This window comes from Piscibacillus halophilus (assembly GCF_900110685.1).
Classification (GTDB): domain Bacteria; phylum Bacillota; class Bacilli; order Bacillales; family Alkalibacillaceae; genus Piscibacillus; species Piscibacillus halophilus.
The window spans coordinates 1-20134 of record NZ_FOES01000035.1 but is presented as its reverse complement, the minus strand read 5'-3'; the positions used below and the strand labels follow the sequence as shown (position 1 = coordinate 20134).

The 20134-nt window shown below is 37.4% G+C and carries 24 protein-coding genes and 1 pseudogene; 16 read left to right on the top strand and 9 right to left on the bottom strand.

The genetic code is table 11. The annotated features are described in order from the left end of the window. Nucleotides 1–56: 56 nt before the first annotated feature. The 5 genes from BMY57_RS12595 to BMY57_RS12575 all read left to right on the top strand — a co-directional run bounded on the left by BMY57_RS12595 (nucleotide 57) and on the right by BMY57_RS12575 (nucleotide 6212). A complete protein-coding gene (locus tag BMY57_RS12595; protein ID WP_091774883.1) occupies nucleotides 57–1010 on the top strand; it encodes a substrate-binding domain-containing protein in 954 nt (317 codons plus the stop codon). A 73-nt stretch (nucleotides 1011–1083) separates the two neighbouring features. Then, entirely contained in the window at nucleotides 1084–2589 is a 1506-nt protein-coding gene (locus BMY57_RS12590) for a sugar ABC transporter ATP-binding protein (RefSeq protein WP_091774880.1), read from the top strand. Next, nucleotides 2582–3565 carry an ABC transporter permease gene (locus tag BMY57_RS12585; protein WP_246247530.1) on the top strand — a complete coding sequence of 328 codons (984 nt, stop codon included), beginning with the start codon at nucleotides 2582–2584 and terminating at the stop codon, nucleotides 3563–3565. Before BMY57_RS12590 ends, BMY57_RS12585 begins: the two co-directional genes overlap by 8 nt. Before the next feature lie 15 nt (nucleotides 3566–3580). Beyond that, nucleotides 3581–4609 carry a Gfo/Idh/MocA family protein gene (locus BMY57_RS12580; RefSeq protein WP_091774877.1) on the top strand — a complete coding sequence of 343 codons (1029 nt, stop codon included), beginning with the start codon at nucleotides 3581–3583 and terminating at the stop codon, nucleotides 4607–4609. Nucleotides 4610–4784: 175 nt separating this feature from the next. Further along, nucleotides 4785–6212, top strand: coding sequence for a DHA2 family efflux MFS transporter permease subunit (locus BMY57_RS12575; RefSeq protein ID WP_091774874.1), 1428 nt, complete (start codon nucleotides 4785–4787; stop codon nucleotides 6210–6212). 148 nt (nucleotides 6213–6360) lie between these two features. Here the strand turns inward: BMY57_RS12575 and BMY57_RS12570 are convergent, their stop codons facing one another. Beyond that, entirely contained in the window at nucleotides 6361–7683 is a 1323-nt protein-coding gene (locus tag BMY57_RS12570) for a YjiH family protein (protein ID WP_091774871.1), read from the bottom strand. Between the two features lie 112 nt (nucleotides 7684–7795). Continuing rightward, nucleotides 7796–8260, bottom strand: coding sequence for a DUF2269 family protein (locus BMY57_RS12565; protein WP_091774867.1), 465 nt, complete (start codon nucleotides 8258–8260; stop codon nucleotides 7796–7798). 150 nt (nucleotides 8261–8410) lie between these two features. Between BMY57_RS12565 and BMY57_RS12560 the strand changes: the two genes are divergently transcribed. From BMY57_RS12560 to BMY57_RS12545, 4 genes are all read left to right on the top strand, one after another. Continuing rightward, nucleotides 8411–9157 (top strand): RNA polymerase sigma factor, encoded by a 747-nt coding sequence (locus BMY57_RS12560; protein WP_143063836.1) that lies wholly within the window; start codon nucleotides 8411–8413, stop codon nucleotides 9155–9157. After that, nucleotides 9154–10128: a hypothetical protein gene (locus BMY57_RS12555; protein ID WP_091774861.1), complete on the top strand. Its 975-nt coding sequence runs from the start codon at nucleotides 9154–9156 to the stop codon at nucleotides 10126–10128. The genes BMY57_RS12560 and BMY57_RS12555 overlap by 4 nt, the downstream gene beginning before the upstream one ends. Nucleotides 10129–10172: 44 nt before the next feature. Continuing rightward, nucleotides 10173–10646 (top strand): GNAT family N-acetyltransferase, encoded by a 474-nt coding sequence (locus BMY57_RS12550; RefSeq protein ID WP_091774858.1) that lies wholly within the window; start codon nucleotides 10173–10175, stop codon nucleotides 10644–10646. A gap of 337 nt (nucleotides 10647–10983) precedes the next feature. Beyond that, nucleotides 10984–12093 carry a hypothetical protein gene (locus BMY57_RS12545; RefSeq protein ID WP_091774855.1) on the top strand — a complete coding sequence of 370 codons (1110 nt, stop codon included), beginning with the start codon at nucleotides 10984–10986 and terminating at the stop codon, nucleotides 12091–12093. A 270-nt stretch (nucleotides 12094–12363) separates the two neighbouring features. On the opposite strand, the gene BMY57_RS12540 is transcribed toward BMY57_RS12545, so the two are convergent. From BMY57_RS12540 to BMY57_RS12530, 3 genes are all read right to left on the bottom strand, one after another. After that, the gene (locus tag BMY57_RS12540; RefSeq protein ID WP_091774852.1) at nucleotides 12364–13098 is read right to left on the bottom strand and encodes an alpha/beta hydrolase; all 735 of its coding nucleotides are present in this window, start codon (nucleotides 13096–13098) and stop codon (nucleotides 12364–12366) included. A gap of 6 nt (nucleotides 13099–13104) precedes the next feature. Beyond that, nucleotides 13105–13668, bottom strand: coding sequence for a flavin reductase family protein (locus BMY57_RS12535; protein ID WP_091774849.1), 564 nt, complete (start codon nucleotides 13666–13668; stop codon nucleotides 13105–13107). 80 nt (nucleotides 13669–13748) lie between these two features. Further along, nucleotides 13749–14474 (bottom strand): EcsC family protein, encoded by a 726-nt coding sequence (locus BMY57_RS12530; RefSeq protein WP_091774847.1) that lies wholly within the window; start codon nucleotides 14472–14474, stop codon nucleotides 13749–13751. Between the two features lie 73 nt (nucleotides 14475–14547). Between BMY57_RS12530 and BMY57_RS12525 the strand changes: the two genes are divergently transcribed. The 3 genes from BMY57_RS12525 (at nucleotide 14548) to BMY57_RS12515 (ending at nucleotide 15621) form a co-directional block, all read left to right on the top strand. Further along, nucleotides 14548–14721: a hypothetical protein gene (locus BMY57_RS12525; protein WP_369678861.1), complete on the top strand. Its 174-nt coding sequence runs from the start codon at nucleotides 14548–14550 to the stop codon at nucleotides 14719–14721. Between the two features lie 119 nt (nucleotides 14722–14840). Continuing rightward, a complete protein-coding gene (locus BMY57_RS12520; RefSeq protein ID WP_091774844.1) occupies nucleotides 14841–15338 on the top strand; it encodes a hypothetical protein in 498 nt (165 codons plus the stop codon). 73 nt (nucleotides 15339–15411) lie between these two features. Then, the gene (locus BMY57_RS12515; RefSeq protein WP_091774841.1) at nucleotides 15412–15621 is read left to right on the top strand and encodes a hypothetical protein; all 210 of its coding nucleotides are present in this window, start codon (nucleotides 15412–15414) and stop codon (nucleotides 15619–15621) included. A 98-nt stretch (nucleotides 15622–15719) separates the two neighbouring features. On the opposite strand, the gene BMY57_RS12510 is transcribed toward BMY57_RS12515, so the two are convergent. After that, complete coding sequence (locus BMY57_RS12510) at nucleotides 15720–16139, bottom strand: PH domain-containing protein (RefSeq protein WP_091774838.1); 420 nt, start codon at nucleotides 16137–16139, stop codon at nucleotides 15720–15722. Further along, nucleotides 16139–16435, bottom strand: a complete 297-nt coding sequence (locus tag BMY57_RS12505) for a TIGR04104 family putative zinc finger protein (protein WP_091774835.1) — start codon at nucleotides 16433–16435, stop codon at nucleotides 16139–16141. The genes BMY57_RS12510 and BMY57_RS12505 overlap by 1 nt, the downstream gene beginning before the upstream one ends. A 123-nt stretch (nucleotides 16436–16558) precedes the next feature. Here BMY57_RS12505 and BMY57_RS12500 point away from each other — a divergent pair, with 123 nt between their 5' ends. Continuing rightward, nucleotides 16559–17194 carry a YczE/YyaS/YitT family protein gene (locus tag BMY57_RS12500; protein ID WP_091774833.1) on the top strand — a complete coding sequence of 212 codons (636 nt, stop codon included), beginning with the start codon at nucleotides 16559–16561 and terminating at the stop codon, nucleotides 17192–17194. A 65-nt stretch (nucleotides 17195–17259) separates the two neighbouring features. Beyond that, nucleotides 17260–17763, top strand: a pseudogene (locus tag BMY57_RS12495) (GNAT family N-acetyltransferase); the annotation flags it as partial. Nucleotides 17764–17912: 149 nt separating this feature from the next. Here BMY57_RS12495 and BMY57_RS12490 read toward each other — a convergent pair. Together BMY57_RS12490 and BMY57_RS12485 are read right to left on the bottom strand one after the other, a co-directional pair. After that, nucleotides 17913–18458, bottom strand: coding sequence for a hypothetical protein (locus BMY57_RS12490; protein ID WP_091774827.1), 546 nt, complete (start codon nucleotides 18456–18458; stop codon nucleotides 17913–17915). A gap of 86 nt (nucleotides 18459–18544) precedes the next feature. Then, nucleotides 18545–18769, bottom strand: coding sequence for a hypothetical protein (locus tag BMY57_RS12485; protein WP_091774824.1), 225 nt, complete (start codon nucleotides 18767–18769; stop codon nucleotides 18545–18547). Nucleotides 18770–18977: 208 nt separating this feature from the next. Here BMY57_RS12485 and BMY57_RS12480 point away from each other — a divergent pair, with 208 nt between their 5' ends. Further along, nucleotides 18978–19766, top strand: coding sequence for a thermonuclease family protein (locus tag BMY57_RS12480; protein WP_175615856.1), 789 nt, complete (start codon nucleotides 18978–18980; stop codon nucleotides 19764–19766). A 132-nt stretch (nucleotides 19767–19898) separates the two neighbouring features. After that, nucleotides 19899–20134, top strand: a 236-nt coding sequence (locus tag BMY57_RS12475; RefSeq protein ID WP_177176386.1) for a transposase, incomplete at its 3' end; no start/stop codon positions are given.

Here is a 20134-nt window from a genome sequence, read left to right as displayed (position 1 = left end):
GTAAATGAAATCGATTACATTTAAGGCTGGAATTAAAATTTAAGGGGGATGAAGTTTTGAAGAAACTTTATGCGTTACTAGTTGTACTTATTTCTGTTTTGTTACTTGCAGCTTGTGGCGATGAGTCTGGTGGGGATGATGATACTTTAACGATTGGTATTTCATTACCGTCAGCGACTCATGGTTGGATGGGAGCACTCATTGATAGTGCCGAGAACAAGGCCAAGGAAATTGAAGAAAATGAAGGTATTGAATATGTCATGACGAATGCAGCAGATCCAAACCAGCAAGCGAATGACGTAGAAGACTTAATCACTCAAGGTGTCGATGTCATTGTCATGTTGCCGATTGAATCAGCTGCTTTATCGCCAGTTGGACAAAAAGTAAAAGACGAAGGAATACCACTTGTCATTGTTGACCGTGAATTAGAAAACGATGCAGCAACAGTTGTGGTAAAAGGGGATAATGAAGGTATTGGCGTTAATGCTGGAAAATATTTTATTGACAAATTAAATGGTGAAGGAAAAGTCGTTGAAATTACTGGACCTCCAAGCTCTGTAACCGAACAAAGAGGAGCAGGTTTTGAAGAAGCGATGGAAAACGAGGAAGGAATTGAAGTGATTGCCTCGCAAAGTGGTGATTTCTCAACCGAAACCTCATTACAAGTGATGCAAAATATCTTGCAAGCCCACGAACAAATTGATGCCGTGTTTACTCAAGATGATGGAATGGCTTTAGGAGTTGTTCAAGCGATTAAAGAAGCTGAACGGGATGACATTCAGTTTGTTACGGGTGCTGGTGGAGCTAAAGAGGTCTTTGAAAGCATTAGAGACGGTGGTTTAATCTCAGCCACGTTCTTGTATTCACCTACAATGGTAGAGAATGGTGTCGAAATCGCTGCCGAACTAGCTAAAGGTGAAGAGCCAGAGGAGACAGAAGTTATATTAGATGCGACTGAAATTACGGACGGAAATGTTGAAGAGTTCTATGATCCTGATTCGAAGTTCTAAGATATTCAATAGAAATACAATAGCTTGATGAGCTATTGTATTTCTTCTTTTCCCTTTAAAGGAGCGAGATGTGATGGCTTATTTAGAAATGCAAAGTATATATAAATCTTTTAATCAAGTTCCAGTTCTCAAGGATGTCACACTAGAACTACAACAAGGTGAAATCCATGCGCTAATAGGTGAAAATGGGGCTGGCAAATCAACTCTTATGAATATACTAGGGGGCGTTCATCAACCCGATAAAGGATTGATTAAACTTAATGGTCAAGCGGTTGAAATGACTAGCCCTAAAAAATCTCAAGAATATGGGATTAGTTTTATACACCAGGAGTTAAATCTAGTATCTGATTTAAGAGTGTATGAGAATATGTTTTTAGGTTCAGAGATTCGAAACAAATTTGGGTTTGTCAATGTTGAAGAAATGTGCCGACAAACGACTGACATTTTAACAAAGCTTGGTGTACACATTAATCCAAAAGAATACGTACGAAATCTAGGGACGTCTTATAAGCAACTCATAGAAATCAGTCGAGCGCTCTTACATAAATCAAAAATTATTATTATGGATGAACCGACAACAGCCTTATCAGACCATGAAATCGATCGGTTGTTTGATTTAATGAGAAATCTAAAAGAAGACTGCATATCAATTATTTACATCTCACATAAGCTTAAAGAAATAAAATCCGTTTGCGATCGGCTGACGGTATTAAGAGATGGAAAAACTGTCAAAACAGGTGATTTAGAGAGCGAAACTTTAGATTCAATCACCCATGATATGGTAGGGAAATCACTTTCTGAAGACAGAATGATTGAACATGAAGAGTTGGGTTCAACCGTTTTGAAGGTTGAAGATTTATCGAGTCCAGAACAATTTAAGAGCATCAATTTTGAAATTAAAAAAGGTGAGATTGTTGGATTTACTGGATTAGCTGGAGACGGCAGGACTGAGTTATTTGAAAGTTTATTTGGTTACAGAAAGAATTATAAAGGTGATATCTATGTGAACGGCAAGCATGTAATCATTGATCACCCCAAAAAAGCGTTAAAAGCAGGGATTGGATATGTGCCAAAAGATCGGAAAGAAAATGCCATCATCCAAGATCTAAATGTTATTCAAAATATGAGTATTTCATCTTTAAGCCACTTTGAGAAAAATGGTTTTATCAAAGGGAAGCTAGAGCAAAAGAAATTTACGTATTATAAGGATCAATTAAACATAAAAGTTCATAATCCTCGCGTGACAATTGACAAATTGAGTGGTGGTAACCAACAAAAAGTGATTATCGCGAAATGGTTAGAGTTAAACACGGATATTATTATTTTTGATAACCCAACACAAGGGATTGATGTTGGTGCTAAACAAGAAATCTATCAGCAAATCATTCGACTTGCTCAACAGGGTAAAGCTGTGATCGTTCTATCATCAGAAGCACTTGAGATTATGAAAATTTGTCACTCCGTTTATGTCATGTATCAAGGAGAGATCTCAGGCTATTTTAAAGGTGAAGACGCAACAGAGGATAAGATAATGAGCTACGCAACAGGTTCGAAGAAGGAGGCGGTTCCAGTTGGCTGAACCTCAAATGAAAGATGATCAATCAGTGGAAACAAAATCAAATAGATTTAAAAATGGATTAAATTGGCTTTGGTCAGATTACAGTGTCGTAATAGCTTTTATTATTATATTTATCGCAGCATCTCTGATGAGCCCAAGATTTCTAGATATAAACAACTTAATGAATATATTGATGCAAGTTTCCATTATTGGAATTATAGCATTAGGGATGACAGTTGTGATGCTGTCGGGTGGAATCGACTTATCGGTTGGTTCGGTCCTTGCATTAGTAGGAGTGTTAACTGTTACAGCCTTAAATGCGACTGGTAGCGTTGTTTTGGCTGTCCTTAGTGCACTCATCGCGGGTCCGTTAATTGGATTATTAAATGGATTGATGATTGCTAAGGGGAGGATTGCCGCCTTCATTGCTACTCTGGGTATGATGGCCGGTGCCAGGTCTATAGCTCTATATATTGCTGATGGTGGTAGTATATCAGGGGAAGTCCAAAGTTTTTCACTCATATCAAATAGTGAGTTAGGCATTGTCGATTATCCCATTATTATTTTCTTAATTATGACAGCGTTTGTATATGTTTTGATGCATAAGACGCGATTTGGTCGATACGTATATGCGATTGGTAGTAATGAAAAATCAGCTCGTCTATCAGCGATTAATGTTGAAAAGATGAAACTGTCAATCTATAGTCTCGCAGGTTTGATGGTTAGTGTTGCAGCGATTATTGAGACATCCAGATTAAACTCGATTTCATCCTCTAGTTCAGGACAATTATATGAGCTGGATGCGATTGCTGCAGTGATTATAGGTGGTACTCGTATGACGGGTGGTAGAGGTAAAATAATTGGAACGTTTTTTGGCGTTTTAATATTAGGGATTCTTAATAACATGATGAATTTAATGAATGTATCAACACACCTTCAAGGTTTTGTTAAAGGTTTAATCATTATTATTGCTGTCGTATTCCAAAAGAGAGAATAGAAGGAGTGTAAATATATGAAAGTAGGGATTATTGGATGTGGGTCTATTACGAAATTTCGACATGCGCCAGAGTACTACGATAATCCACATATAACGGAGATTGTATTTTATGATCGTAACCCAGAACGTGCAGATGCTCTGGCGGAGATTTTTGATGGGAAAGTAGTTCGTTCGGTTGAAGAACTATTTGAGGACGAATCAATCGTTGCTATTAGTGATTGCTCATCAAATGAGTCGCATCATATTTTTTCAACTCAGGCATTATTAAGTGGTAAGCATGTTTTAACCGAAAAACCCATTGCCCTTTCAGTAGAAGAAGCAAAAGAAATATTAGAGGCTCAAAAGAAATCAGGGAAAATATTGATGGTTGACCATAACCAACGATTTACGAAAGCACACCAAAAGGCGAAAGAAATTATTCAAAGTGGCGAATTAGGAAAAGTTTTAACATTTAAAACCAATTTTGGTCATAGTGGACCGGAAAGCTGGGGGGTTAATAAAAGTAACTCCACCTGGTTTTTTAAAAAAGATCGATCAGGATACGGGGTTGCTGCAGATTTAGGGATTCACAAATTAGATTTAGTTCACTATTTATTGGACGATCAGATTGAACAAGTTAGTGCTTTCCAAGGTACTTTAGATAAAGTGGATGAACATGGAGATCCAATAGAAGTATGTGATAATATCATTTGTAATTTACGCACTCAAAAAGGACGTTTGGGAACAGCCGCTTTCTCTTGGACGTACTATGGCGAAGAGGACAATAGTACAACATTATACTGTGAAAAAGGAATCATGAAAATTTACCATCATGATCAGTATCAAATTGAGGTTATAACGAAAGATGAGGAACGGATTAATTACAAACTTGAAGCCATTCAAACGAATGATAATCAAACCAACACGGGTGTAATCGATGCTTTTGTCGATTGTGTGAGGAATGGTAAGGAACCCATTGTAACCGGGCAAGATGCTGTGGATTCTTTAAAAGCCGTTTTAGCCATAATCGAATCGGCTGAAACAAATCAAGTGGTAAATGTATAAGACTATTTAAATTCATAGTACTGATTATAAAAAAGTTGATTATACTAAGCATAAAACATAAAAACTGGCATAGGCCAGTTTTTTATTTTACAATTTAGTTAAATTCTTCGACTTACGAAACATTTTTTGTTATAGTTAAATGTTGCGACTGAAAAATAGAAAGAAGGATTTATATATGGCAAAAAATCATGAACAACACGGGAAAGATATCAAACGTGGGCCATTGATGCTCGTCTTAATCTCTGGAGCATTTGTGGCCATATTGAACCAGACATTACTAGGTACAGCTTTACCTAAAATTGCAGAATCGCTTGAAATTAACTACGCATCTGCACAGTGGTTACAGTCGATTTTTATGTTAGTGAATGGGATTATGATCCCGATTACGGCGTTTTTAATAGAACGATTTACATCGCGAGCCTTGTTTTTAACGGCTATGGGATCGTTCGCTTTTGGAACACTCGTCTGTGCTATTGCACCTAATTTTGAAATATTAATAGGTGGACGAGTGCTTCAAGCTGCTGGAGCAGGGATTATGCTTCCGTTGATGCAAACGATTATGTTCTTAGTTTACCCTATTGAAAAACGAGGATCTGCAATGGGAATGTTTGGTTTAGTTATCGCTTTTGCCCCAGCTATTGGGCCAACATTATCAGGTTATTTAGTCGAACATTTCCCATGGAGAAGTGTATTCTACGTCGTATTACCAATTGCTATTATTGATATTATTGTGGCATATTTTATTTTGAAAAATGTCACCGAACGTACTTTTCCAAAACTGGATATGCAATCAATTATTTTATCAACACTAGGGTTCGGTGGTCTCTTATATGGGTTTAGTATCGCAGGTAACCCTGAGACAGGATTTGCGAATCAGAATGTCATCATTTCACTTATAGTAGGGGCTCTTGCTCTAACATGGTTTATAATTAGGCAACTTAAATTGAAAACACCAATATTAGAGTTCCGTATATTCAAGTACAATGTGTTTACTCTAACCACTGCGATTGGAATGATTGCTTTCATGTCCATGATTGGCGGGGCAGTTATTTTGCCAATCATGATGCAGGATATGTTAGGTTTTTCAGCGTTGGAGTCGGGACTAATGCTTTTACCGGGCGCGGCATTGATGGGATTCATGAACCCCATTACTGGCCGTCTATTTGATAAATTTGGTGCTCGCTATTTATCCATAATTGGATTATTGATTGTCGTCATTACGACCTTTATGTTTTCTAACCTGACACCAGATACAAGCTTTGTTTATTTAGCTGTCGTAAATGCTGCACGTATGCTTGGTATTGCAATGGTGATGATGCCTGTAACAACAGCTGGGTTAAATCAACTTCCAGACCGACTTATGCCGCACGGAACAGCGATGAACAACACGATGCGACAAATGTCAGGTGCTGTTGGAACGGCATTACTTGTTTCAATCATGACTAGTCAGACGATACCTGATGAAGGTGTGGAAGGTGCCTTACATGGTGTCAACGTCTCATTCTTGGTAGCAGGCATTTTATCTATTGCAGGATGGATCTTAGCATTCTTTATTAAAAAATCTAGTCCAAGAGATGAAGCGGCTAAAACAAAAACATCGTAAGAAAAGGAAAAAGCAACTCGGCGTAAAGCCAAGTTGCTTTTTTATTAATAAAAAAGGTTGGAAAGACAGTGAATGCGCATACAAAACCCGAACCTTAAATAATTTAAGGCTCGGGTTTCAATTGAAGTAACTGCCTTCGATTTAATTGTTAAAAGATCATATGCGCGGCTAAGATGATTATTGGTAAAGTGATTAACGTACGTAATAAGAAAATCACTACCAATTTTCCGAAATTAACTGGTACTTTCGAAGCAAGAAGCACGCCCCCAACTTCAGATAAGTAGATTAACTGCGTAACACTTAAAGCTGCGATGATGAAGCGCGTTATTTCACTTGCAACGTCCCCAATCATTAGTGCTGGTAAGAACATATCGGTGAATCCGACTAAGACCGTTTCCGCTGCAGCCTGCGCTTCAGGCACTTGGAAAAGCTCTAATATTGGAACGAATGGTGCTCCAATCCAAGTAAAGAACATTGTCTCTTCTGCAACTATGACACCGAGTGTCCCGATCGCCATCACAACTGGTAATACGCCAAACCACATATCCATCGCGTTTTTAGTACCTTCTTTAAAGAAACCACCAATACCAGGTGATTTTTCTGCACGATCAATTGCCTGCTTATAACCCCATGAGAATGATGAGTGACCTTCTGGTATCGTCTCATCAACCCCTTCACTATTTTCCGTATAATAAGTATCAGGAATTCTAGACAAAGGTGGGATCCGTGGCATTATAATGGCTGCCACAAGACCTGCAGCTAAAATAGTTAGGTATAATGGTAAAAACATGTGCATGAGTCCAACATAATCGACAACAACAATAGTAAATGTTATGGAGACTACTGAGAATGTTGTACCAATAACGGCTGCTTCACGTTTTGTGTAAAAGCCTTCTTCGTACTGACGGCTAGTTAATAGAACCCCAATCGTTCCATCACCTAACCAAGATGTGAGGTTATCAACTGTTGATCGACCTGGTAATGTAAATACAGGTCGCATAATTTTAGTAAACAATGCACCTATAAATTCTAATAAACCATAGTTTAATAGTAATGGTAATAGATATGAGGCGATTAAGAATACCGCAACTAATGATGGCATTAATTCAACTAGAATCATGCCACCTGTAGCATCGGAATAAACTTTATCCCAACCAACTTGATAGTGTGCGAAAATGATAAATACCATCCCAACAAGTCGCACAATTGTCCAAAACCAAGAGACTTGGAATACGGAACCTAAAAAAGACTCCTCTGGAAAACGGCTTGGTATTATTTTCGCAATTAAAGTCATAATTGCTGATACTACAACGATTAAAACTGCTAAACCAAAAATACTTTCCCCTAATAAGTCTTTGAATACGTCCGCAATGATGGCAACCGGAATACTCGTTTCATCATTATAAGGAATTGGAATAACAAAAAAGAATAGTCCGATTAAAGATAATATAATAAATTTAAGTCTTGCCAAATGAACCTCCCCCTCTTTATAAACATGCAACGCAATGTATTAACAATACGACTTTACCATGAAATTTAAATAAAATAAAGACTGGCCTCCCTAAAAATAGAGAGGCAAATCATTATAATCCAGCAGGCTTTAAGATCATCAATATAAAAATAATGACCCCTAAAGTTGAAACAATCCAAAACGTCAGATTCGTTCTATTAAATACCTTTTGATATTCTTCTGGAAGCGCATCCAATTTTGCTCTATTAGGATCAGATAAATAAGTGTTTAGCTTCTTTGTATATCGACCGACAAACCCAATCGTCAATATTTGAATGATGATGTACAGAATAAGAGTTCCCAGTAACCATAGTTGTGCGAACGTTCCAAAGTTCCCCATATAATACAAGATTAATCCAGTAATTACTGCGAGAGTACCACCAATTTTAGGAAAAACCTCAAGCTTTTTAAACATTGTTAGGGCATTTCGTAATTCCTGCACGCTTTGCTCTTTTTTAAACAAAACATGAGCAAAAAACGTAGGTCCAATCCCGATGATTGCTGACATAATGTGAATAACCACTAGAGTTTGATACAAGTTTACCCTCCTCTCTCGATTTGACAAACTACCCCAATAAAATATAGTTAAGTTAGATTAGAAAAATACCAGAAATTTTTAAAAAATGTATGATAGATTCTTTTTTCGATTGGCATCTATAAGTTAGACGAACAAAAGAAAGGAGGGAGTTTGAAGTTGCTCGACGATTCTAGAACAAAAGAAAAGAGCATAATCGTTGAGATGATTCATGATGAAGTCTTGATTGAACGAGCCAAACAGGGAGATCCAGAAGCATTTGGTGAATTGGTGAGCCGACATCGGGCAAAAGCGTACGGCTGGGCACGTAAGATGACTCAGGATACGTATATGGCAGAAGACATCGTTCAAGAGGCGTTACTTCAGGCTTTTTTGAAGATATCCACACTGATCGATGCTGAAAAATTTATGGCTTGGTTCCATCGAATTGTCCAGAACCAAGGTCACATGAAGCTAAGAAGAGGAGGGCCATATGCAAAAGAACAACTATTTAGTGCATTTATCCCATCCAATCAAGAGATCGATTGGTCAAACATTGATCATGTGTTATTTAAGCTAAATAGTTCTATTGAATATAGGCCTACGAACAATCCTGTCGAGCAACTTATTCGAAAGGAAACTTTGCAAGGGGTTGCGATACTGCTTAGATGCTTGACGGAACGTGAACGTAAAATTTTTGAATGTTTCTTTATTGAACAGCTAACCTCAAAAGAAATTGCGGAGCTTTTTGAAATGAAAGTAAGTAATATCTATAACGTCATTTCGAGATCCCGTAACAAATTACAACGTGAACGGATTAAGGTTGAATTGGGTGACTACGTTAAAGATAGAAAACGAAAGGGATTACCTTCGAAACGTATACTCGACCGATCTAAATTAATTAAAGGAGTGAGTTTATGACTGAAAAGAGTCAGGTTCTACAATGTGAAAATTTTCAAGGAAGCTGGACATCAGCTGGAAATGCGATATTTAATACAGTTAAATTTAATAAAGATGATCTTAATATGGTCAGGGTGATGGGCTACACAGGTCATGCTTTTCGTATTAATATTAATGCCGCTGATGTGGATGTAGCTGGTCCAACTGCGTATGACTGGGAAGATATTTTTGCAAAAGGGTTAGAGAATTTAGGGTTTAAGAGTGAAACGATTCGGACTTTAGACTTTGTCGCTCCAACACCTGATGAGTTAAAACGAGCTATCTCGATGATACAAAAGAGTATTGATCAAGGTGTACCAGCCATTTCGTGGGATTTATTTGTACCGGAGTTTGGAAATATATTTGGATATGATGACGAGAAGAAGACTCTTTGGGCAATTGATCCACAAGGCGATCAAGAGTTGCCATATGAAAAATTAGGGCGTGGTCAAGTTAACGAGCTGTTCGTGGCTATTATAACTGAAGAAATTGAGGTAGATCGTGAAACAATGTTCAAAACGGCTTTAGATATGGCGATTAATCATGCTTATCATCGTGAACATAAAGATGATGTCCCTCCTTATGAAAATGGACTAAAAGGGTATGATGCATGGATAGAAGCGTTTGAAAAAGGGGAAGTTAGTGAATTTGGGAATGCTTATAATATTCATGTTGTGCATGATGCCAGAAACTTTGCAGCACAGTTTTTTAGAGAACTAAAAGATGAGTGGCAGAACTATGAAAAAATATCTACGCTTTGCGATGAAGCAGTGGCGCGTTATCAAGAAGTGACAGATCATTTAAGAGCGATTACTAATCTTTATCCATTCCCACAAGGTGGCGAACCGAACAAACCCGAAAATGCACAGTTCACGATTGAACAACTTAAATTAGCAAAACAATCGGAAGTAGAGGCTGTGAAAGTTTTAGAGAGAATAAGGGAGCAAATATAGGGGCTACTTTTTAGTAGCCTTTTTCAATGACTTAGGAGGTAACCATGAAGATAATCAAAACATCAGCACTACGAAAAGAAACACTTACTCAATTTTTTACAAAACACTGGGGAAGTCCGCAAATGGTTGTGTCCAGTGGAATCTATCAATGCGATGAATTAGACGGGTTTGCTGTCATCGAAGGAGGGGAGATTATGGGTCTTATAACATATACTATTAACGGTGACGAATGTGAGATTATGTCCTTAGATAGTTTAATAGAGAATCGAGGGATTGGTTCTGCTCTAATTAAGCAGGTCGAGCTGGAAGCTGAAAAGGAAAAATGCAAGCTAGTCAAACTTATCACGACGAATGATAACTTAAATGCGCTTGGATTTTACCAAAAGCGAGGGTATCGACTGACCAAGCTTTACGTTAATGCTGTTGAACAAGCTCGAAAGCTCAAACCAGAAATACCGTTCATAGCGGATAACGGTATTCCGATTCGAGATGAGTTGTTACTAGTGAAGGAGCTTTAATTACTTTTTAGAGAAACCTAAGATGGCAAACATCATACAGCCTATACTTAGTGCCCCAAAGTTACCAGCCTGACCTAGATTTATAGAAAGAAGTGCAGAATACTGTGGAAACGCTTAAGACGAATTAAAACGTGTTAATAATTAAAAAAGTATAATGTGTGATGGCGTTGAAAACTGAATAAAAAAACTATTTTTTCAAAAAGGCAGCTAAAAAATAGTTCTATAGTCCGATAAAAATTACAGGAAAGAATCTCCAACCTATCTGCAACCATTATAATTCGTGCTTCGTGCAGGTTGTTCGTACCAAGCCAAAAATGAACGTTTAGGAGGAATTATGATGAAGAAGAACACTATTTCCATTTTATCGGTTGGACTAGCTTTATTGCTAGTATTCAGTCCATTCACATCATCACATGTAGAAGCAAGTGATCTAAGAAAATGTGATATGACCATTACCTCTGATAATACTTGGGGTAAATTTGCTAGACCATCAGGTGATTGTAACGAATTTTTCAAGGGATATTATGTTCCAGAATCAAAGCGATTTGTAGTATCGGGATCATGGACAGGTGAAGTAACAAATGGTCAAAAAATTAGAACTCATTTACCTGTTGGTGATGATTATCCTGAATATGAATTAACGGTAAAGACAGTTGTAAAACAACCAAAGCCTGAACCTGAACCAGAAGAACCTGAACCAGAAGAACCTAAACCTGAACCAAAAGAACCTGAAAAAGAAAAGCCTAAAGAAACAAAGCCTAAACAACCAAAAGAAGATAACAGCAAGGATAGTAGTTCAGGAGATAATAAATCAAGCAATGATAGCTCTAGTAGTAATAAATCCAATAATAATTCTAGCAGCAGTAATTCAGGAAGCAATAGTTCAGGAAATAAAGGTAGCAATACTAATAATTCAGGAACAAGCAACTCAGGATCTAATTCAAGTGGAACAAACTCAACTTCTTCAAACAATAAAGGAAGCTCAAGCAACAATTCCAGTAATAACAATGAAAATGTAGTCGAAGGAGATAAAGAGTTACCTGACGCTAAAAAAGAATGGACAATTGAGGAAATGAAGGATAAAAACGCTAAAGTCATTGATGAAGATGGAAAATACTTTGTCGAAATTGATGGTGTCAAACGTGAAATTACAGAAGAACAAGCTGAAGAGCTAGGTCATGAAAAAGAATCAGACGAAGATGATGAAGAAAAAGAAGTGGAAGAAAACAGCGAAAAAGAAAATGAGAAAGAAGCTGTTGAGGAAGAACCTAGCAAAGATCAAGATAATGACAAAGGAAATAAAACTAAAACTACAGTCATTGCTGTAGGAACAACAGGTGCTTTAGCAGGAACAATTGGTGGGATTTATTACTTCCATCCATCAGGTCGTGAAGCAATCGATAAAATCCTAAAGAAAATTCTTAATTTGTTCAAGTTTGGAAAATAAATAGGTTTTAGAATAAGCGAAAGGAAGTGTTCTTTTTCTATTAAAAGTAACGCTTCCTTTTTCTTGTCCTAAAATCAGTAGTACCAGGGCAAGTAATCCTTCCTAGTAACATAACTCGGAAAGGCGGTCAAAAATCTGGTATTCACTGAATTTTTCCTGTAACTGTTTCTATCAATTGAGGAAATGCTGAAGCAACATACTCTTTTTTTTATTACTTCATAAAAGAGGAAGTGGTAAAGAGTAATGTTTTTAAGAACATTCTACTCCCTCCTAAACTGTTTGGATAAATTGATGAACATCTTTAAAGACCTGCTCACGCTCTTCACCCATCGTGATGATATGTCCCGAGTGTTCATACCATCTAATCTGCTTATGTGACGTTTTGACTTGATCGTGAATGGACTTGGCACTTTTGATATAGAGGGGGTCATCTTTTAACCCCTGTATAACAAAAGTTGGAACGGTAATCGTATCGAGTTTTCCACTAACTTCAATAATAAACTGTTGTAAGTCAGTCAAAAAGGGCATCGGTTTTTGTTTAAATTCCAGCAGCTCTTCCTTGATTTGATCTTCATTTTTTCCTTCGATCATTTTGAAGTTCTTGGCGTAATCATAGATTCGTTGAGAAAGATCTTCAATACTTTTCGCGTGCATAGGTGAACACATTGAGACTACCGCTTTAACTGGGAGTTCTACAGCCATTTTTAATGCAAAAACGCCTCCCATAGAAACTCCCGCTACTATAATATTTTCATAACCTTTTGATTCAAGAAGCCTATAACCTTCCAGGGCATCTTGCCACCAATTAACTGGACCTGTTTCGGTGAGTTCGTCTGGACCTACACCATGTCCTCGATATAACGGTGCGTGACAAGTATAACCTTGTTTATGTAAATAGCGCCCTAATTTTCTAACGTCAGAGGTTGTTCCTGTGAATCCATGTAAAAGTAGGACGGCTTGTGAACCGCCTTCATATGTGAACGACTTGGGCGTGACAAATTTCATAGGATTTCACTCCTTTATAATTCGATGCGAATCAAATCGGCTGTTTTGATCAATGCTCGTATATAATGAACGTCCTAAATAAAGAGGGATCGATAGTTTTCTAAAGTCCGGAATTCCATTCTCTAAAAACTTGTCCTGATTAATATGAAATTGAACAATATCCCCGACAAACCAATCATGATCTCCGTATGTATGGTAATCTATTGTTTCGCATTCGTATGCGACATACGCATCTTGAAGAATAGGTGACCCTGTTGCAGGTCCAGGTACATAATTCATATTACCATGATCAAATTTATTAAGGTCTTCGCCAGAATACGATCCAGCTTCTTGAATAAACTTCGATTTTTCACGTGGGAGAAAGTTTATCGCGAATGTACCTGCGCCTTTAACAAGGTGGTGTGTGTAACGCTCGGGACCAATTGCCACCCCATAAATCGGTGGGTCATATGACATGTAAGAGTGCCACCCCGCCGACATGACATTATCTTCGCCTTGATGTGATACGGTCACAATTGCCACCATACCAGGGTAGCAGTGCATGATCTTATGGTCTATAGCTTTCAGCATCTTAGTTCCTCCTGTAAATGTGATGATTCATATGTTAACACAATATGGAGGGATTCGTGGCGGGACGGCTTTTTATTAAGTTAGTAGTCCTTCGGCGCTTCTTGAAGCACCCTCATCCGATAGGCATTCATAGCTGTGTCGCCTAATTGGTCGAGCAAGTTATAATTCGCATATGCTCCAACGATTGCACCGAATCCAGGGATTAACTGTAACATTTTGACGAAATCGATGTAATCACGGTATTCTTGTTGGAACACACGCCAATCCATGTCAGATAAGCGTTCTTTGTGAAGCTCCCAATTTTCGATGATATCAAATGTTTCTCGACGTTTTTCATCATTAGAAAAAGCGAGCTGAAACACATGGAGGATAAACAAACGTTCTTCGTATTGACTCGTGTCGTAACCGTAAACTGAAGCTGCATCAAATAAAAACTTCATTTTTACTGATAACAGAAGCGGAAAGTCGGCAAGACCAAGAAAAATACCACCCGCACCAGTACCAGCCCCTTCTGCAGCAGCTGTTTTCCTATAGTTAGACAATTTTTCTTTTAAAATCTCATCCCGTTCACGAAGCGTTAGGCCATGGTATTGATGTTTCTTTGTTGTGATATTTGATCCGACTAGTGTAGCCTTCACCATGCCTTTAATCCCTTCAGTTATTACACGGTGTGCTCGATCTGGAATCATACCGTTCACTTTATTTTGTGCTTTCTTCGTCAAACCCTTTACGAGTCCAGACTTTTTTAAAATTTTTCTGCGCCACTTTTGTATATCTTGATAAACGTATTTTTCATATTCATTCATGCTTCATCACCCTTAGTATAGTTTACCAAAATTATAGTAGGTGGATTCCAATTTTATAAAAAGGAAAATTTTGTTGGATAGTCGAAAAGTATTGAATCAGATTTACACAAGGCAAGGTGTACCTGCGCGTTGGGGAACTTTTGAGGATCCGTGGGGAAATGCACTTGGATTCTTTGAGTACTTAGATAAAAGTGAAGAGAAAGTCCGGATCAGAGAGATTTTAAGAGGGGAAAAGAACACTCTATAGGTTTCTTTTAACATGATTATTGAGATTTAATCTACTAATTGTGTCATTTATTCATTTGCTTTACTATGTTAGTATTGAGTAATATGGAAAGTATAAAATCTACAAAAAAGGAAGTTTATATGTTGTATTTCTCACGCTGGACGTTCTACCAAAGTTTAATCATCATTGCGCTTATAATTCTTGCATTTATCGTTGATCAATTTAGTCAAGATATCGCGATACCAGTATCTTCAAGCGAGGATGAGACAATCACACCTATGCTAATGACATTATTGTTCATTTCAATTGTTGTCGGGCTATGTAGTTTATGGATGTATTTTCAAACGAAAAAAAGCAGCACCTTCTTACAACATCAGTTCTGGGATAAGATGCCGGGTATAATCACTGTCATCTTTAGTGTCACATTGATTATTTTTCTTACGCTATTTATGTTAACCCCACTTCAAGACCAGAGATGGTTTATGTATGTCATGATTTATTATTTCCTATACATGATTAATCTTTTAGTTTTATCAGTTATTCATGTATCAAAAAAAGAGTTACCTAATCCAAATAAAATTCTGTACTCTGGAATAACGACGGTATTTGCATTATTTGTGATTATATTTTTTATTTAAGAAATTTGGTAGCCTCTTAACCTCATAAAATAGTATAATAAACACAAACTATTCTGAATTTTGGAGGTTACCTATGTTACTCGGAATTAATTGGTATGATTGGATTACCCCAACGACCCCATTTGCTGCGGTTGTCATTGGGATTTTATTCTCTATGTTAATCGCTTTTATGGTGTGGTATGAATCCCGTGAATGGAAAGTGTTCTTTGCTTTTTTGGGGCTAGGGGTTGGTGTAACTCTTGTTGGTGCTGGGATTCTTGATTTTTTCGGGTACTTCAATTAGAAGAGCAGGGCGTTACCTTTAGCGTTTAGTTTTAGTTAGTAATAAAACCCCTCCGATAGCTAAAACAACCAGAATTAATAGTATACTCATTGGCATTTTTATTCCTCCTCCCAAACGTTTTGATCTACGCGTATATTGGAGTTTTTCTCTAATAATACTTTAACAAACTCCTTTTGATAAATCGGTGAAACGAGCACTATTTTAAAATCGTGATCATATAAAATCTCAAGTCGATCCATGGATAAAGCTGGAGCTGACCAAGGTGAACGTGTTTTATTGATCTTACTAATCAGCGATATATCCACTTTTCGCTTAAAAGGACCGTACTGAACGTAAAGTGTTTCTCCTTTAATTCGGTAACCTGTGGTAAACCATAACCATAATAAGGGTGCACTAAATATAATAGATACAATCAATCCATTTATAGAATCAGTCCGAATTGCCTCAAAGAATGCTAGGACTGGAACACCAAAAAATACTACACCTAGCCACCAATCCCGTTTTGATGGAAAATACATCACCACATTGGCTCCTCTTCATTTGATAGCTTGAGAAAAAATGGAATGATACTTAAGTGGGCTAAGCTCGCCATCAGGATAATTAAAATAGTCCAAAACCATGAATCAAACATGATAACGAGTGGTAATGCAAGTAAAGGGGCTAGCCCTACAAGGTTTGTTCGTCTTAAGGAGCTCGCTGTTTGATACTGTGTCTCACCGCAATATGGACAATTAATTCCTTTCTTAAAGTGCATAATTCCTTTCTGTGTATCCCGCCAAGACCACTCCTGATTACATTTTTGACAAGTTGGCATGGAATCCCTCCTTAATATATTATACTGTATTTCTTGCCAAAAAGTTTCATCTGAAAAAGCTGTACCGAATTCAATCGATATGTTAATATGAGCAGGTTGAAATTTATTGAAAAGGTGACGATCATGAAGGAACTCTCATATTCAATTTTATTTTATATAATGGGGATGCTATTGCTATCTTTTGGTGTAACGATGCTTATTTTATCAGGTCTAGGAACAGGGGCTTGGGATGCTCTTTTTTATGCACTCTATGATTTGATTGGACTAACTGTTGGATCGTGGATTTTTATTGTTGGAATCGCTCTTATGATTCTTAATAGTTTCCTACTAAAGGCTCGTATCGATTACGCAGCCGTTATAACAATTTTCTTAATCGGGGCATTTATCGATTTCTGGTTACTTATAGTGTTTCAAGATTTCTCTATCTCATCAACAGTAATGAGCTACGTACTCCTTGCAATCGGAATTACAGGAATGGGATCAGGCATTGGTATGTATCTACAGTTCGATTTTGCTAAAAACCCAATTGATAATCTTATGATGGCCGTTCATTATCAAACTGGCTGGAGTCTTGCTGTTTCAAAGTCATCAATTGAAATCCTTGTGATGATCATCGCCTTTATTCTAGGCGGACCAATCGGTATCGGGACGATTATTATCGCATTTGGAATCGGACCATTTGTTCAGTTTTTCTTTAAGCGTTTTCAAAAACTTAAATCCTTGTTGGTCAATGGGCGAAAGGTTACCCAAACAGTGTAAAAACGCGATTTTCATCGCGTTTTTCCTTTAATGTGTGCCCGGCATGGGCTATAACTTGGTGGTGAAAAGCAACTGAGAATGATATCCAAGCAATTTTGGATATTTACAATGAAGCAATCCTCAACACAACCGCTGTTTATGACTATGAAATTTATACATATAAAAATCGCTTGAATTGGTTTAGAGAAAAGGAGGGAGCTGGATACCCAATCATGGTGTATGAAGATCATGGGAAGGTCATTGGTTTTGCTACATATGGCCCGTTTCGACCACGCCCCGCTTACCAGTACACAGTCGAGCACTCTGTATATGTAACAGAAAAGAGTGGTGGGAAAGGTGTCGGCTCCAAGCTGTTAGAAACCATCATCGAACTCGCTCAACTGGAAAAATATAAAATGATGGTAGGCGTGATTGATGCAGCAAATACAGGCAGTATCAAGCTTCATGAAAAACTAGGCTTCGAATATGCAGGTACGATTAAAAATGCAGGCTACAAATTCGGCAAATGGCTTGATCTTGCATTTTATCAGCTGGAGTTACCCGGTCCTAAGAAGGTATCAGATAAGTAATTCGCGTATAATTTAAAGTTTCGCTCAAAAAAATAGAATTCCGCTCAATAATTTAGATTTTCGCTCAAAAAACAGTAAATTCGCTCAAAAAAATTAAAAATCGCTCAATTAAAATATTTTTCGCTCAAAAAACAAGAACGGGGTTGTCGTTATGTTTGAATATAAAAGTTCAAAACGTAGCACAATCCGATTATCATTAAAGTTCTATCTGGAAGGTCCATGATGGGCATATAAAAACCTTCCCGGCTTAAGTTTGCTTGACCGCCATAAGTTACGAGTGTCCGTTTTCGAATAGAAGCAATATTCCGGTCTTTTTCTATGTCTTTTACGTCATAATCAATCCCACTTGTCATGATAGGCATTTCTAGAACTGACTTCTTTTCTCTATCAACCACAACATATTTTTTGTTAATCCAAGTCGTTTGAATAGCTCCAACATAGTTTTGTTCAGTATCAAATAAGTGAAAGTCTTTAGGTTTGATTCCGGACTGTTTTCTGATATATCCAAATACCTGTTGATTTGAGTCCACAATTTCCACATCAACGGCACAACCTGAGTTAAAATTTGCTAAAGTATATAAAAGATTTTGTATGTAAAAAGGCGAGCCTTCTCTTTTTCGGATTTCCCCTATTTCCTGATCGTTTGCTATAATTTTTTTGAAATGAATAAAAATTTCCTCGTATTCCGAAAACATAATTCGACCTCCCCTATTTTAATTATTTATTTTATCAGAATTTGTCAGATTTCCGCACAAAAAAACACCACCCATTTTAGGTGGTGTCATTTACAGTGAATCAAACATTCATACTGATCATATTCCTCTTTCAATCGTTGTATCGCCACTTCTGCATTTCGGAACCGAATCCACCCACCATCACGTTTCAGCTTACCAACTCCCTTGTAAGGTGTCTCACACATTTGATTCGTATGTGCGCATTCTCGATGTACCTCTAAGCGTTTTGTCGGTAAATCAATATTCACCCATACCGGGTTATAACTTAACATCTCTCAGCCCCTTTACAAGTTAGTAGTAATGTTATTCTATGTACATTTTATTAAAAAATATTCGCAGAAAAAGCAATCTTTTGCCTCATTGTTACGAAATATAAAGTTGATATAATTGGTAAAAACATATTAGTTTCATGAGAAATGAACTAATATGTTTTTTATTTGGATAATTTGGTTTATACGAGGGTTAAAGGGGAGAATTCAGGTGGAAAAGAAGATATTAGCAGCTATAGTTGGGATGATTCTTTTTGTTTTAGGGACCGCTGGTTGTGATGAAGCGAATGACTCGGCACATGAAGAACCGCAAACAGAGGAAACATTTAATGAAGAATCAGACATTGAACCTGGTCATTCAGAAGTACCTGAACTTCAAGGTGAAGAAGCAACCGTTACTAGAGTAATTGACGGAGATACGTTAGAAGTTAATATGGATGGTGAAAAAGAAGAGGTCCGTTTACTATTAGTCGACACACCTGAAACGAAACACCCATCAGAGCCTGTTCAGCCATTCGGACCTGAGGCTTCTGATTTTGTTAATGAACAATTAGAAGGAGAAGAAGTCCGAATTGTCCCTGGTACTGAAAAATACGACAAGTATAACCGACTTCTCGCTTATGTTTATATCGATGGCGAGACTATTCAAGAAAAACTTTTAAGAAATGGTTTAGCTCGTACAGCTTATTTATATAATGATTTACGATTGTTAGATGATTTTCATGAAGCTCAACAAATTGCTCAGGATCAAGGTATCGGTGTTTGGTCCATAGAAGGATATGCGCATGCTGATCACGATCATGGTTACCATTATGAAGAGAATTCTAAGGACAACGAAACAGATAACCATGATCACACCCAACACATGGAGGATGATCATAATTGTAGTGATTTTTCTTCAGCAGAAGAAGCAACAGAATTTATGGAAAAATCAATTGAGGCGGGTTACGGTGACCATCGACTAGATGGAGATGGCGACGGCGTGGCCTGTGAAGGATAAAAAGACCTTGGATTTCCAAGGTCTTCAGGCTGTCGAGAAAGTCTCGACAGCCTATATTTTTTGCCTAAACTTTAACAATTCACCGCGTTAATTTGTTATAATATAGTTAGATTAATAAAAGGCGGTGTTCCCATGTTTAATAGTAATAAAGAGCGTCAAATGGAAATAGAAATGGTTACAATTGATGAGCTTGTCCCTGATGATCATTTATTAAGAAAAATAGATCGATACATAGACTTTTCTTTCATTCCAGAAAAAGTTCGTTCATATTACTCTGAAGATAATGGTCGACCTTCGCTCGACCCACTCGTATTATTCAAGATGATGTTTGTAGGTTATTTCTATGGGATTCGATCTGAGAGAGAATT

Coding starts and splice junctions, on each gene's coding strand:
- BMY57_RS12490 (WP_091774827.1), bottom strand. CDS start 18,458: ATGTTTTCGGAATACGAGGAAATTTTTATTCATTTCAAAAAAATTATA.
- BMY57_RS12535 (WP_091774849.1), bottom strand. CDS start 13,668: ATGCTGAAAGCTATAGACCATAAGATCATGCACTGCTACCCTGGTATG.
- BMY57_RS12530 (WP_091774847.1), bottom strand. CDS start 14,474: ATGAATGAATATGAAAAATACGTTTATCAAGATATACAAAAGTGGCGC.
- BMY57_RS12515 (WP_091774841.1), top strand. CDS start 15,412: ATGTTACTCGGAATTAATTGGTATGATTGGATTACCCCAACGACCCCA.
- BMY57_RS12540 (WP_091774852.1), bottom strand. CDS start 13,098: ATGAAATTTGTCACGCCCAAGTCGTTCACATATGAAGGCGGTTCACAA.
- BMY57_RS12500 (WP_091774833.1), top strand. CDS start 16,559: ATGAAGGAACTCTCATATTCAATTTTATTTTATATAATGGGGATGCTA.
- BMY57_RS12550 (WP_091774858.1), top strand. CDS start 10,173: ATGAAGATAATCAAAACATCAGCACTACGAAAAGAAACACTTACTCAA.
- BMY57_RS12590 (WP_091774880.1), top strand. CDS start 1,084: ATGGCTTATTTAGAAATGCAAAGTATATATAAATCTTTTAATCAAGTT.
- BMY57_RS12505 (WP_091774835.1), bottom strand. CDS start 16,435: ATGCCAACTTGTCAAAAATGTAATCAGGAGTGGTCTTGGCGGGATACA.
- BMY57_RS12485 (WP_091774824.1), bottom strand. CDS start 18,769: ATGTTAAGTTATAACCCGGTATGGGTGAATATTGATTTACCGACAAAA.
- BMY57_RS12555 (WP_091774861.1), top strand. CDS start 9,154: ATGACTGAAAAGAGTCAGGTTCTACAATGTGAAAATTTTCAAGGAAGC.
- BMY57_RS12510 (WP_091774838.1), bottom strand. CDS start 16,139: ATGTATTTTCCATCAAAACGGGATTGGTGGCTAGGTGTAGTATTTTTT.
- BMY57_RS12520 (WP_091774844.1), top strand. CDS start 14,841: ATGTTGTATTTCTCACGCTGGACGTTCTACCAAAGTTTAATCATCATT.
- BMY57_RS12580 (WP_091774877.1), top strand. CDS start 3,581: ATGAAAGTAGGGATTATTGGATGTGGGTCTATTACGAAATTTCGACAT.
- BMY57_RS12575 (WP_091774874.1), top strand. CDS start 4,785: ATGGCAAAAAATCATGAACAACACGGGAAAGATATCAAACGTGGGCCA.
- BMY57_RS12545 (WP_091774855.1), top strand. CDS start 10,984: ATGAAGAAGAACACTATTTCCATTTTATCGGTTGGACTAGCTTTATTG.